The following is a 12229-nucleotide window of genomic DNA, read 5'->3' as shown; positions in this document are numbered from 1 at the left end:
CGGCGCATCAGACATCAGATCTGGGGGAAATTGTACTCGCAAACAGACAATAACACAAGAAAAATCATGATGTTATGAATATTTCAGGGGCGACTGTTTAGGACCTACAGCGAGCATACGCATGATCGAGCGCATGGCGGCGCATGTGCTGGCAAGCCACTGGGATGGCAGATTGCCGGTTGATGTCCATGCCATCGCCTCGCGCATGGGGCTAGAGGCATGCTGCGGCCCCATCGAGGAATCTGGCCGCATCGAGCTCGTCGGAAAGCGGCCGCGCATCACCGTCAACTGCGCTGAGGCGCGTGTGCGGCAGCGCTTCACCGTGGCCCATGAGCTGGGGCACTGGGCGCTGGGGCACCTGGGGCATGGCCAGCGCCTGTTCCGCGACGCGCCGCAAGCCTTCACGCTGGCTGCCGCAGGCCCGGAGCGCGAGGCCAATGCTTTTGCCACTGCGATCCTGATGCCAGCGGATGCGCTGCGCTTCGTGATGCAAGAGGGCTTTGCCGATTCGCTCGAATCGCTCGCCAGGATGTTTGACGTCTCGCAAGCGGCCATGCGCTGGCGCGTGCACAACCTGGGTCTTTTCTCTGGGCTATGACCGACCCCCAGCACATCGACCTGTCGCAAGACGTGGTTGACCTGTCGTGCGAGCGTCCCATCTTCGATGTGCAGGAGCGCCTTTATCGCCGGCGCTATGAGCAGCGACGCTGGCTCTTCTGGGCGGCCATTGCCGCAGTGGATGCAGGTCGCCCAGCGGTCGTGGCGAACACGTTCACCCGCCGCTGGTAGATGGAGCCGTATCTGAAAGCGGCAAAGAAGCGCGGAATTCGCGTCCGCATTGTGGAAGCCACTGGAAAGTGGCAGAACGTTCACGGAGTACCGGAGGATGTCATTGATTACACATGCCAACGGCTGTTGGAACTGGGGTCCACGGCATTATGAATGCGCAGTCGGGCGGATCGAGCGCGACGAAGCCCTGCTGCGGCAGGCGCTGGAGGCTTTAGAACTTCGCTGCGGCACCAATGCGGATGAGCGCAAGGAACTCATTCCTGCCCTACTCAAGAGGCTGGAGAGTGACGATGTGCGATGAGGTGATCTTCCGTGGGCGCTACCTTCACACGATCGAGGACTTGCAGTCCGCCCTGGGTGGCGGCGAGATCGTGCCGAACCGTCAGTGCGGCTACGCCGACGACGACCTGCTGCCGCACTGCTGCCTGTGCCCGGTCGATCTGGCGCAGACGGCGGCGAAGAATGGCATGCGCTTGTGGCCTTCGTCGGAGGGCGAAGGCGTGTGGATCATGTCGGACGATGACAGCCACCCGGAGCGGGGGCTTTTCGGAGACGAGTCATGAAAATCGATGAAGCAGTGAGCATTCTGCGCGCGCACAACGAATGGCGCCGTGCCCCGGCGCATCTGCCTGAAGATGCCATGCCCGCGATGGGCGACCCGCGAAAGATCGGCGTCGCCATCGACACGGTGTGCGATGCGCTGTCGAAGTCCGGTGACTTGGCTCGCGCCCTGCGCCTGGCCGACGACGCGGCCGAGAGCGTCATCTGCACCGAGGGCCACTCCCCTCGCGAGCGTCAATGGGTGCTGTACCCGGAGCAGATCGCAGCCGACCCATACCTGGAGGACTGCATCGCGCATTTGGAGTGGCGGGGGATGGCAAAGGCGGTCAGGTAAGACGGCCGCGTGACCGTGATCTTTGAGGAGCGGCCATGACATTCGACGAGTTTCTCGCAGATGACGAAACGCTTCGTGACGAATGGGTCAATGCGGCCCGCAAGGGGTGGGATGCCGGCAGGCGCAGTGCTTTTGCTGAAGCAGCGTGGATACTGAAGAGGGAGGCTCTGCGGCTTGAGGAAGCAGCGGCTAGGTACGAAAAAAAAGAGCCTGACGAGGCTTCTTCAATCAGGGCGCGAGCGTGGGCGCTGACAGTCTGCGCGCATGATCTTTTGGAAAGGTCCAAACCACAGCCCGAGTTGAAGCCCAATCGCACCGTCACCTACGTCTGCCCGGTGTGTGCGGCATCGCTTGAGGAAAAAGAGCAGCAGCAATGACGCCGCTGATCAGAGAAACCATCGCCTGGACCACCAGGTCCGGCATGGACCCGACCGAGCTGCAGTGGTTCGACATTTCCGGCCTGATGGCTACCCAGACGGCCGTCAGCACCGACGCCCTGATGACCTGCAGGCCGCCGTTCAGACGATGCCTTGTGGTATCGCGTGGCCCAAGCAAGTCGCACGCCTCCTACGACGTCCTGGCCGTGGTGGTCGGCGACGATCCGCACGAAGGCATCCTCATCGACATGTGGAAAGGGCCGACCGGCAAGATGCCGCGCAAAATCCCGACGATGGTCTACACCATCGAAGGCGACCAGATCATGTACGGTCCGACAGAGGAAGATGACCCGGTGTCGGAGGAGGAAGCGCACCTTGTGCTTGGCGTGCTGGCCAGGTGGTATCACTCGATGATGGCCACCAAGACGGCCTACCAGCCGTTTGTGCGGCCGACGTTCACCAACCAGCGCAAGATTGCAGCAGGCAAGAAGCCGTCCTACGACTGGCGCACGGTGGTGATCGATGGCAAGGCCATCAAGTGCGAGCGCAAGGGTGATGGCACGCGCGCCAGCCCCAGGCTGCACGACCGCCGAGGCCACTCGCGCAGGCTGCCAGACGGCAGGATCGTGTGGGTCAAGCCTTGCAAGGTTGGCGACGCCAGCCGGGGCATCGTTTTCAAAGACTACAAGATCAAGGAACCGACATGGCTCGCGCGGTGATCAAGCCGGACCTCGATGCAAATCCTCCGGCCGCAGGTTCGTGTAGCGCTTCAGGTGCTGCCACGACTTGTGGCCGGACACCAGCGCCACCTGCTCGATGCGAAAGCCGCGCTCGAACAGCATGCTGATCGCATGGTGGCGCAGGTCGTGGAAGTGCAGATCCGGAATGCTCAGAGCCCGGCATGTCCACGTGAAGTACTTTGAGAGCGTCGAGTCGCCGATGGGGAAGATGCGCGGATCGACGCGCGGCTGGCGCTGCACCAAAGCCCACATGTCGCCCATCGCCGTGTCGGCCAGCAGCGGCACCCACTGATCGTTGCCGGCCTTCTGGCGCGGGTCTTTGCGATCCCGCACCAGCACCAGCCGCCTGGCGGCGTCCAGGTCGTCCCAGCGGATGCGCACGATCTCGCCACGGCGCATCGCCGTGCCCACCGCAAAGCGCACCGCATCGGCCCACACCTGGCCGTAGGTATCGTGCATGTGCGCGATGATGCGGTCGAGCTCATCATCGGTGGGCCTGCGCTCGCGCCTGCCGCCGCCGCCGATCAGCCCCAGGTGCGCCAGCAGCGGCCGCGCCTGCTGCACCACGTCCGGCAGCGTCATGTGCTTGATGCTGGCCACCATGCGCATGACGGTGCCGAGCTTGGACACCTCCATGTTGACCGTGTACGGTCCAGCGCCCTGGTCTGCTCTCATCTGCGCGTAAGCCACCAGCTCATCAGGCCGTAGCCTGGTGGCGTCAAGATCGCCAAGACACTCGGCCAGGCGGCGCAGGTTGTAGTGCTCTGTGGACGTATCCAGCACTGGCCGCGACTGCTCCCGCAGCTTGCGGTAGTCGTCGATCAGGTCGGCGACCGTGTAGCAGCGCTTTGCTGCTACCGCAGCGGCCCCTGGTAGCACGCCGCGGTCGATGTCTGCCTCGATCTGCCGCGCCCACTTCTCGGCCTGCGCTTTGGTGTCAAAGCTCTTCGTGTAAACTGGAAAGCCCTTGCGCCGCACCTGCGCACGCCAGCGGCCCCTGTGCTGGATGATCGATGCCATCTTGAGTGCTACCGGTAGCAGTTGGTAGCAACAGCATAGCAAAAGATCGCCAAGCATCAGAGGGAAACACGAAGGGAGACAAGCAGCCCTTGCTAGGTGCCCCGCCGTAGTTCAATGGATAGAACGGCCGCCTCCTAAGCGGCAAATCCAGGTTCGATTCCTGGCGGGGGGACCAACCGCGCACGTGGAGCGCCCTGCGCGCAAGGCGGCGCGGCTAGCAGGCGTTGGCTTCGCCCCGGCGCAGCGCGCGGCTGAGCAGCATCACCGGCACCAAGCCCACCGCCACCAACGTCAGCGCCGGCAGGGCCGCTTCGCCCAGGCGCTCGTCGCGCGCCATTTGGTGCGCCATGACAGCCAGCGTGTCCATGTTGAACGGGCGCAGCACCAAGGTGGCGGGCAGCTCTTTCATCACGTCGACGAACACGAGCAGCGCGGCAGCCAGCACCGCCCGGCGCAACAACGGCCAGTGCACGCGCCGCCACAGGGCCAGCCCGTGCACGCCCAGCATGCGCGCAGCGTCGTCGAAGTGGGCGGGCACGCGCGCGTAGCCGCTTTGCACCGACTGCAACGCCACCGCGGTGAAGCGCACCAGGTACGCCCACAGCACCCCCAGCACCGTCGTCGTCACCCATGCGGCCAGCGTCGCTTCGGGCCAGCGCGCCTGCACCCAGCCCAGTGGCAGCAGCAAACCGACAACGATGACCGCACCCGGCACCGCGTAGCCCAAGGCAACGACGCGCACCGCTGCTTGCACCAGCGGCGTGGCCAGCCGCCGCGCGGCGTACCCCAGGGCCAGCGCAGCCGCGGTGGTCAGCATGGCCGCCGCGCCGGCCAGCATGACGCTGTTGCGCGCCCAGCCCAGAAAGGCTTGCCACGGCAGCACGTCCCACCCCTGCACCAACGGGCGCAGCATGAACAGCACGGGCAAACCAAACCCCAGCAGCACGGGCACGCCGCACACCAGCCACGCCACCACCGCGCCACGGCCGCGCAGCCGTACCGGTTGCGCCTCAACCCCGCCGCGCCCGGGCCGCGTCGCGGCGAAGCGCAGGCGGCGCTGCGCCCGCTGCTCGACCCACAGCAACGCGCCGACCGTGGCCAGCAGCATCCAGGCCAATTGCGCGGCGGCCACACGGTCGTCCATCACCAGCCAAGCTTTGTAAATGCCAGCCGTGAACGTCTGCACACCAAAGTAGCTGACCACACCAAAGTCGGCCAGCGTTTCCATCAGCGCCAGCGCCACACCCGCGGCGATGGCCGGGCGCGCCATCGGCAGCGCCACCGCGCGCAGGCGCCGCCCCAACGGCGCCCCCAGCAAGCGCGCGGCTTCCAACAGGTGGGCCGCGCGCTCGGCCAGCGCCGTGCGCGCCAGCAGGTACACGTACGGGTACAGCGTGAACGTGAACACCACCACCGCCCCCCAGGTGGAGCGGATGTCGGGCAGCACGCGGCCCTGCAGCCCCAAGGTGTCGCGCAACCACGTTTGCGCGGGACCGGCGTACTGCAAAAAGTCGGTGTAGGCGTAGGCGGTGACGTACGCCGGCATGGCCAGCGGCAGCAGCAGCACCCACTCGGCCACGCGGCGGCCTGGGAAATCGAACACCGTCACCGCCACCGCGGTGGCGGCCCCCACCACCGCCACCGACACCGCCACCGACACGCACACCACCACGCTGGTGAGCGCGTAGCCCGGCAGCGTGGTGTCGGCCATCGCGCGCAGCACCGCCCACGACTCGGCATTCCAGCCCAGCGCCGCGACCAGCAGCGCCAGCACCGGCGCCGCCAACACCAGCGCCAGCAGCACCACGGCCGCCTGCGCAGCAGCGCCGCGCCCGTGCCGCCACGGCGGGCGCCAGCCAGTGACCAGGGTGGGGTTGAGGTGAGGCATCGTGACGTGCGTGCAAATGCGAATGCACATTATCTACAATGCGGGGCATGTTTCTGGGCCTGCACGATGTCACCTTGCGCTACCCCGGGGCGGCGCACCCGGCGCTGGACGGTGTGACGCTGGCGCTGGGTGTCGGCGATATCGGCGTGTTGATCGGCCCCTCGGGCTGCGGCAAGACGACGCTGCTGCGTGCGGTCGCGGGGCTGGAGCGCATCGACCGCGGCCGCATCACGCTGCAAGGTGACGTGGTGGCGGCGCCGGACGTGCATGTGCCGCCCGAGGTGCGGCGCATTGGCATGGTGTTTCAGGACTATGCCTTGTTTCCGCACCTGACGGTGCAGGGCAACGTGGCGTTTGGCCTGCACGGCCTGGCCGCCGACGCGCAGCGCCACCGCGTGGCCGAGGTGCTGGCCCTGGTGGGCCTGCAAGGTTACGAGGCACGCTACCCGCACGAGCTTTCGGGCGGGCAGCAGCAGCGCGTGGCGCTGGCACGCGCCCTGGCGCCGCGCCCACGGCTGCTGCTGCTGGACGAGCCGTTTTCCAACCTGGACGTGGACCTGCGCGAGCGGCTGGCGCACGAGCTGCGCACGATCCTCAAGGCCGCTGGCACCACCGCGTTGTTCGTCACGCACGACCAGTTGGAAGCGTTTGCGGTGGGTGACGTCATCGGCGTGATGCACGAAGGCCGGCTGCACCAGTGGGACGACGCCTACGCGCTGTACCACCGGCCAGCGACGCGGTTTGTGGCCGAATTCATCGGCCACGGGGTGTTCGCGCCGGCGCGCATCGTGGCCCGGGACGAGCGGCTGGTGGTGCAGACCCCGCTGGGTGAGCTGGAGGACGTGGCGGAGTGCCCGCTGCCCAGCGCCTTCCCGGACGGGTTAGGCGAGGTGCTGCTGCGCGCCGACGATGTGGTGCACGACGACGCCTCGCCGTTCAAAGCCGAGATCGTGCGCAAAGCGTTTCGCGGCGCCGAATTTCTGTACACCCTGCGGCTGCCCGACGGGCAGTTGTTGCAGGCGCATGTGCCTTCGCACCACGACCACGCGATCGGCGAATGGATCGGGATTCGCGCCGCCGTCGATCATGTGGTGATGTTCGAGCGCGGCGCCGGCGCGGCGGCCCCACCGGCGCCTGTGGCGCCCCAGGCGCCGGTGGGTTAAACATCCCGCGGCCGGCGCGCTCAGGCCGCCCAAGCCCACCGGGCCGCCCCATCGCTGGGCGCGCTGCCTCGGGGCAGCAACTGCCCCAGCACCCGGCACACGGTCTCGGGCTTGGCGTCCACCAGTTCGGCCATCACGCGCAGCGCCGGCAGGCGGGCACGCAACGCCTCGGCCTCGCTGCACGTCAGCACATCGGGCTTGGCCAGCATCACGAGCAATGGTCCATCCCTGCCCACGCGATCCAGCCGCACCAAACCTCTGCGCAGCCGCCACGGGCCGCTCGTTTCCCCGACGTCAAACAGTCGAGCCTGGGCAGGCAGCTGGCAACACAGGGCGTCAGTGCTTGTGCCCGCCATGGTCATGCGCTCCGGCGTGCGGCATCGCTGCGCCGCCACCGCCCAGGGCTTGAACCTTGGCTTGGACGTCCTGCGTCAGGCGCTGGCCGGCGGCGTTTTCCAGCACCAGGGTCAGGGGCACGGTCTCCCCGGCACCCAACGGGCGCTTGAGGTCCATCAACATCACGTGGTAGCCGCCCGGCTTGAGCTCGACCGGCTTGCCCGCCGGCAGCGGCAACGACGGGATGGCCCGCATGCGCATGACGTCCTTGTCCATGGCCATTTCGTGGATTTCCACGACACCGGCCACGGGGGATTGCGCGCCCACCAAGCGCATCGGCTCAGGCGCAGTCAGGCGCATGAAAGCGCCGGTGGCGTTTTGCTTGGCCACGGTGCCACGCACCCAGGGGTTGTCCACTTGGACGGTCTGCGCCCAAGCGGCGCTGGTCAGGGCCACCAGGGCGGCGGCGACGGAAGCACGGATACGGCCATGACGGGGGTTCATCGTTCGAAGCTCCTCATGAGTGGGATGACGGGGGCGCACGTGCGCCCAACATTGGCAGCCTGCACCGGAGCCAGCGCGGAGCTGGCCGCCCGTGCAGCACGGTGGCGGTCGGCTTGAAAACGGCACGCAGCCGCTGGAAAAGGCGCGGCTGGACGTCAGGCCCGCGCGACAGGCGGGGCGTGTGGTTGCGGACGCCACCAGAAGCCTGACGACCGCATCGGCGCGGCGTCCTGCACCGCATGGGCGTGGCCGGGCGACGCGGTCACCCAACGCGGCAAGCCGGCCGCCGTGGGCGGCAACCAAGCCCCCCCATGCAGCACACACCAGTCGCAGGCGGCGGCCATCGACGCCGCGCTGACCGGACCCGGCTCAGGGTCCACCACCACCCACGCCATGCCGGTGCTGGTGCAAATCTGCACCGCCTGCCCCGGCGCCGGCGGCACCCACGCGCGCGCCAACGTCGGCGCCAGCGTCGCCCACAGCAGGGCGAGCAGGGCCAGCACCAACGGTGCGCGAGGGTGGCGTCGCAAAGCGTTCACGCCGTGCATTCTAGTGTGCACCGGCTCGGCGTGCAGTCGTTACACTCGAAACTGTGGTACCGGCCGTGCGCCAGCAACATTCGCGCGTGCCGCTGTGCCGTTGGCCAACCCGAATCACCGCTGAGCATGACCCCCACCGAACAAGCCCTGCGCGACGCCGCGCTCGAATACCACCGCACCCCTACCCGAGGCAAGATCAGCGTCACCCCGACCAAGGCGCTGTCCAACCAGCGTGACCTGAGCTTGGCGTACTCGCCGGGTGTGGCCTACCCCTGCCTGGAAATCGCCGCCGACCCGCGCAAGGCCGCCGACTACACCAGCCGCGCCAACCTGGTGGGCGTGATCACCAACGGCACGGCCGTGTTGGGCCTGGGTGACATCGGCCCGCTGGCCGGCAAGCCGGTGATGGAGGGCAAGGGCTGCCTGTTCAAAAAGTTCGCCGGCATCGACGTGTTCGACATCGAGCTGGCCGAAAAGGACCCTGACAAGCTGGTCGAGATCATCGCCGCGCTGGAGCCGACGCTGGGCGGCATCAACCTGGAGGACATCAAAGCGCCGGAGTGCTTCGCGATCGAGCGCAAGCTGCGCGAACGCCTCAACATCCCCGTGTTCCACGACGACCAGCACGGCACCGCCATCATCGCCTCGGCGGCGCTGATCAACGCGCTGGAGCTGGTGGGCAAGCCCATCGATCAGGTGCGCATCGCCGTCAGCGGCGCGGGCGCTGCGGCCATCGCGGTGCTGGACCTGTTCGTGGCGCTGGGGGCCAACCCGGACAACATGCTGGTGTGCGATTCCAAAGGCGTCATCCACACCGAGCGCGAAGACGCGCGTGCCGGCCGGCTGGACGCATCCAAACAGCGCTACTGCCGCCGCACCGACGCGCGCACGCTGGCCGACGCGGTGTGCGGGGCGGACGTGTTTCTGGGCTGCTCCGCCCCCGGCGTGCTCACCGCCGAGATGGTGCAAACCATGGCCGCGCGCCCCATCATCCTGGCGCTGGCCAACCCCGAGCCGGAAATCCGCCCCGAAGTGGCCAAAGCCGCGCGGCCTGACTGCATCATCGCCACCGGCCGCAGCGACTACCCCAACCAGGTCAACAACGTTTTGTGCTTCCCCTACATCTTCCGCGGCGCGCTGGACTGCGGCGCCACCCGCATCACCGAAGCGATGAAGCTGGCCTGCGTGCACGAAATCGCGGCGCTGGCCAAGGCCGAAATCAGCGACGAGGTGGCCGCCGCCTACGCCGGACAGGAGCTGCGCTTTGGCCCCGACTACCTGATCCCCAAGCCGTTTGACACGCGGCTGATCCTGCGCATCGCGCCGGCGGTGGCGCAGGCCGCGGCGGCCTCGGGCGTGGCCACGCGCCCCATCGAAGACCTGGCCGCTTACCGCGACAGCCTGCAGCGCTTCGTGTACCAAACCGGCTTGCTGATGCGGCCAATCTTTCACGTCGCCAAGGGCATGCAGCCGCGCGCGCGTGTGGCCTACGCCGACGGCGAGGACGAGCGCGCGTTGCGTGCGGCCCAGCTGGCGCTGGAAGAAGGCATCGCGCAACCGATCCTGATCGGTCGCCCCGCGGTCATCGAAGCGCGCCTGCGCAAGGCGGGTTTGCACCTGCGGCTGGGCGTGGACGTGGAAAACGTCAACCCCGAAGACGACCCGCGGTTTCGCCAGTACTGGGAGGCCTACCACCAGCGCATGAAGCGCGACGGCGCCACGCCCGAAGTGGCCAAAGCCGCGGTGCGGCGCTCCAACACCATCATCGGCTCGCTGATGGTGCACCTGGGCGATGCCGACGCGCTCATCTGCGGGCTGGTCGGCACCTACACCACGCACCTGGAGCGCATCGACGCGGTGCTGGGGCGGCGCGCCGACGCGTCGCTGTACGCCGCGCTCAACGCCGTCAACACCGACCGTGGCCCCATCTTCATCACCGACACCTACGTCAACGAAGACCCGTCGGCCGAACAACTGGCCGAGATCGCGTGGATGGCCGCGCAGGAAGTGCAGCGCTTTGGCATCGTGCCCAAGGTGGCGTTTTTGTCGCACTCCACCTACGGTTCGTCCAAACGCGCCAGCGCCCGCAAGATGCGCGCCGCGCGTGACCTGTTCGTGGCCGCCCACCCCGAGGTGGAGTGCGACGGCGAGCTGCATGGCGACGCCGCGCTGGACCCCGAGATCCGCGGCCGCTTCCTGGCCGACGCCACGCTCAGCGGCAGCGCCAACCTGCTGGTGTGCCCCAACCTCGACGCGGCCAACATCCTGTACAACGTCATGAAAACCACCACCAGCGGCGGCGTCACCGTGGGGCCTATTCTGATGGGCGTGCGCGCTCCCGCCTACATCCTGACGCCGGCAGCCACCGTGCGCCGCGTGCTCAACATGACGGCGGTCGCTGCGGCGGCGGTGCGGCGGGGGTGAGTGTGCATGGGTTGGCGAGGAACCTTGCAGTTACGCTACGACCAGCTTGAACACGGCACCACGCTGGCGTTTGAACACGACGGCCCGCTGCGCGTGCTGCGCACGTTGTACCCCGAGGGCACTTCGGTGTGCCACACGGTGCTGATCCACCCACCGGGCGGCATTGTGGGCGGCGATACGTTGGAGGTGGCCATCACGGTGGGCCGCGGCGCCCACGCCTTGCTGACCACCCCGGGAGCCACGCGTTTTTACCGCTGCGACGGCCAAGCCGCGGCCCAAACGGTGCGTGCGCGCTTGGCCCCAGGTGCGCGGCTGGAATGGCTGCCGCAAGAAACCATCGCCTACCCCGGTTGCGTGGCCAGCAATTGCTGGCACGCGGATCTCGCGGCTGACGCCGAAGTGTTGGCGTGGGAGGTGTGCGCGCTGGGCCTGCCGCAGGCGAAACAGCCTTTCAGCAGCGGCGTGTTGCACCAGAGCATGGCGGTGGATGACATCTGGTTGGACGAGGGTCGGCTGCACGCAGGTGACGACTGGCTGCTGAACGGAGGGCCGGGTCTTGCTGGGCACCGCGCCCTTGCCACGCTGGTGCTGGCCAGTGGCAGCCCCTGGACCGTGGAGCGGCGCGAGCACCTGCTGGCCACCGTGCGGGCGTTGCTGCCCACCGCGTTGGAGCCGGTGGCAGCCGGCGCCACCTGCCCCCACGAGCGCGTGCTGGTGGTGCGCGGCCTGGCGCCGATGGTCGAGCCGCTGATGGCGCTGTGGCAGCGTTTGTGGGCAGCCCTGCGCACGGCCGCTTGGGGCTTGCCTGCCCCTGCGCTGCGCTTGTGGCGCGTTTGAACGCCCACGCTACAGCGCCACCATGGTGCGCACGCCGTGCACCTCCATCTCCTCACCACTGCCGCTGGCCACCACGGTGCCCCGATCGAGCACCACGTAGCGGTCGGCCAGCTCACGGGCAAAATCGTAATACTGCTCCACCAGCAAAATCGCCATCGGCTGACCGTCCAACCCCTCACGGGCGAGCTGACGCAACACACGCCCAATGGCTTGGATGATGTTGGGCTGGATGCCCTCGGTCGGTTCATCCAGCACCAGCAAGCGTGGACGGGCCGCCAACGCGCGCGCAATGGCCAACTGCTGCTGCTGGCCACCAGACAAATCCCCTCCGCGGCGCTGCTGCATTTCGGCCAGCACCGGGAACAACTCGTACAGCTTGGGCGGCACGGCCACGTTGGCCGGTTGGCTGGCCAACCCCATCAGTAGGTTTTCGCGCACCGTCAAGCGCGCAAAAATTTCGCGCCCCTGGGGCACATACCCGATGCCGCGGCGGGAGCGCTCGTGAACCGGGCGGTGCGTCAAGTCCACCCCTTCCCACACCACCCGCCCACTGCGCACCGGCACCAAGCCCATCAGCGCCTTCAACAGGGTCGTCTTGCCCACCCCGTTGCGCCCCAGGATGACCGTGATCTCACCGGGCCGCGCCTCCAGTGATATGCCGCGCAGGATGTGTGAGCCACCGTAAGCTTGGTGGAGAGCATCGATCTGCAGCATGCT

15 protein-coding genes and 1 tRNA gene are annotated in these 12229 nt (G+C 67.7%); 10 read left to right on the top strand and 6 right to left on the bottom strand.

Annotated features, from left to right (window positions below; genetic code table 11):
- The first annotated feature begins 121 nt into the window (after nucleotides 1-121).
- The 6 genes from EDC36_RS11865 to EDC36_RS11840 all read left to right on the top strand — a co-directional run bounded on the left by EDC36_RS11865 (nucleotide 122) and on the right by EDC36_RS11840 (nucleotide 2780).
- Nucleotides 122-598 (top strand): ImmA/IrrE family metallo-endopeptidase, encoded by a 477-nt coding sequence (locus EDC36_RS11865; RefSeq protein WP_132963475.1) that lies wholly within the window; start codon nucleotides 122-124, stop codon nucleotides 596-598.
- Complete coding sequence (locus tag EDC36_RS11860; RefSeq protein ID WP_132963474.1) at nucleotides 595-789, top strand: hypothetical protein; 195 nt, start codon at nucleotides 595-597, stop codon at nucleotides 787-789. The genes EDC36_RS11865 and EDC36_RS11860 overlap by 4 nt, the downstream gene beginning before the upstream one ends.
- 284 nt (nucleotides 790-1073) lie before the next feature.
- Nucleotides 1074-1352, top strand: coding sequence for a hypothetical protein (locus EDC36_RS11855; RefSeq protein WP_132963473.1), 279 nt, complete (start codon nucleotides 1074-1076; stop codon nucleotides 1350-1352).
- The gene (locus EDC36_RS11850; protein WP_132963472.1) at nucleotides 1349-1684 is read left to right on the top strand and encodes a hypothetical protein; all 336 of its coding nucleotides are present in this window, start codon (nucleotides 1349-1351) and stop codon (nucleotides 1682-1684) included. Before EDC36_RS11855 ends, EDC36_RS11850 begins: the two co-directional genes overlap by 4 nt.
- A gap of 35 nt (nucleotides 1685-1719) precedes the next feature.
- Entirely contained in the window at nucleotides 1720-2061 is a 342-nt protein-coding gene (locus EDC36_RS11845) for a hypothetical protein (protein ID WP_132963471.1), read from the top strand.
- Nucleotides 2058-2780 (top strand): hypothetical protein, encoded by a 723-nt coding sequence (locus tag EDC36_RS11840; protein ID WP_132963470.1) that lies wholly within the window; start codon nucleotides 2058-2060, stop codon nucleotides 2778-2780. Before EDC36_RS11845 ends, EDC36_RS11840 begins: the two co-directional genes overlap by 4 nt.
- Here EDC36_RS11840 and EDC36_RS11835 read toward each other — a convergent pair whose 3' ends face one another.
- The gene (locus EDC36_RS11835) at nucleotides 2781-3821 is read right to left on the bottom strand and encodes a site-specific integrase (protein ID WP_132963469.1); all 1041 of its coding nucleotides are present in this window, start codon (nucleotides 3819-3821) and stop codon (nucleotides 2781-2783) included. It lies immediately after the preceding gene.
- Nucleotides 3822-3920: 99 nt separating this feature from the next.
- Between EDC36_RS11835 and EDC36_RS11830 the strand changes: the two genes are divergently transcribed.
- Nucleotides 3921-3996: transfer RNA gene (locus EDC36_RS11830), tRNA-Arg, on the top strand.
- Between the two features lie 39 nt (nucleotides 3997-4035).
- Here EDC36_RS11830 and EDC36_RS11825 read toward each other — a convergent pair.
- Nucleotides 4036-5709: an ABC transporter permease gene (locus EDC36_RS11825; protein WP_132963468.1), complete on the bottom strand. Its 1674-nt coding sequence runs from the start codon at nucleotides 5707-5709 to the stop codon at nucleotides 4036-4038.
- Between the two features lie 47 nt (nucleotides 5710-5756).
- On the opposite strand from EDC36_RS11825, the gene EDC36_RS11820 reads away from it, so the two are divergent.
- Nucleotides 5757-6872 (top strand): ABC transporter ATP-binding protein, encoded by a 1116-nt coding sequence (locus EDC36_RS11820; RefSeq protein ID WP_132963467.1) that lies wholly within the window; start codon nucleotides 5757-5759, stop codon nucleotides 6870-6872.
- Between the two features lie 20 nt (nucleotides 6873-6892).
- On the opposite strand, the gene EDC36_RS11815 is transcribed toward EDC36_RS11820, so the two are convergent.
- From EDC36_RS11815 to EDC36_RS11805, 3 genes are all read right to left on the bottom strand, one after another.
- The gene (locus EDC36_RS11815) at nucleotides 6893-7081 is read right to left on the bottom strand and encodes a hypothetical protein (RefSeq protein ID WP_132963466.1); all 189 of its coding nucleotides are present in this window, start codon (nucleotides 7079-7081) and stop codon (nucleotides 6893-6895) included.
- 127 nt (nucleotides 7082-7208) lie between these two features.
- Nucleotides 7209-7712, bottom strand: coding sequence for a copper chaperone PCu(A)C (locus tag EDC36_RS11810; protein WP_132963465.1), 504 nt, complete (start codon nucleotides 7710-7712; stop codon nucleotides 7209-7211).
- Nucleotides 7713-7867: 155 nt separating this feature from the next.
- Nucleotides 7868-8251, bottom strand: coding sequence for a DUF2946 family protein (locus EDC36_RS11805; RefSeq protein ID WP_165902866.1), 384 nt, complete (start codon nucleotides 8249-8251; stop codon nucleotides 7868-7870).
- Between the two features lie 126 nt (nucleotides 8252-8377).
- Between EDC36_RS11805 and EDC36_RS11800 the strand changes: the two genes are divergently transcribed.
- Nucleotides 8378-10675 carry an NADP-dependent malic enzyme gene (locus EDC36_RS11800; protein WP_132963463.1) on the top strand — a complete coding sequence of 766 codons (2298 nt, stop codon included), beginning with the start codon at nucleotides 8378-8380 and terminating at the stop codon, nucleotides 10673-10675.
- A gap of 6 nt (nucleotides 10676-10681) precedes the next feature.
- A complete protein-coding gene (locus tag EDC36_RS11795) occupies nucleotides 10682-11512 on the top strand; it encodes an urease accessory protein UreD (RefSeq protein ID WP_132963462.1) in 831 nt (276 codons plus the stop codon).
- Between the two features lie 9 nt (nucleotides 11513-11521).
- Here EDC36_RS11795 and urtE read toward each other — a convergent pair whose 3' ends face one another.
- Nucleotides 11522-12226, bottom strand: coding sequence for an urea ABC transporter ATP-binding subunit UrtE (gene urtE / locus EDC36_RS11790; protein WP_132963461.1), 705 nt, complete (start codon nucleotides 12224-12226; stop codon nucleotides 11522-11524).
- Between the last annotated feature and the right edge of the window lie 3 nt (nucleotides 12227-12229).

It is taken from the genome of Tepidimonas ignava, assembly GCF_004342625.1.
Classification (GTDB): domain Bacteria; phylum Pseudomonadota; class Gammaproteobacteria; order Burkholderiales; family Burkholderiaceae_C; genus Tepidimonas; species Tepidimonas ignava.
The sequence above is the reverse complement of the archived record's forward strand: the minus strand, read 5'-3'. Positions and strand labels throughout refer to the sequence as shown.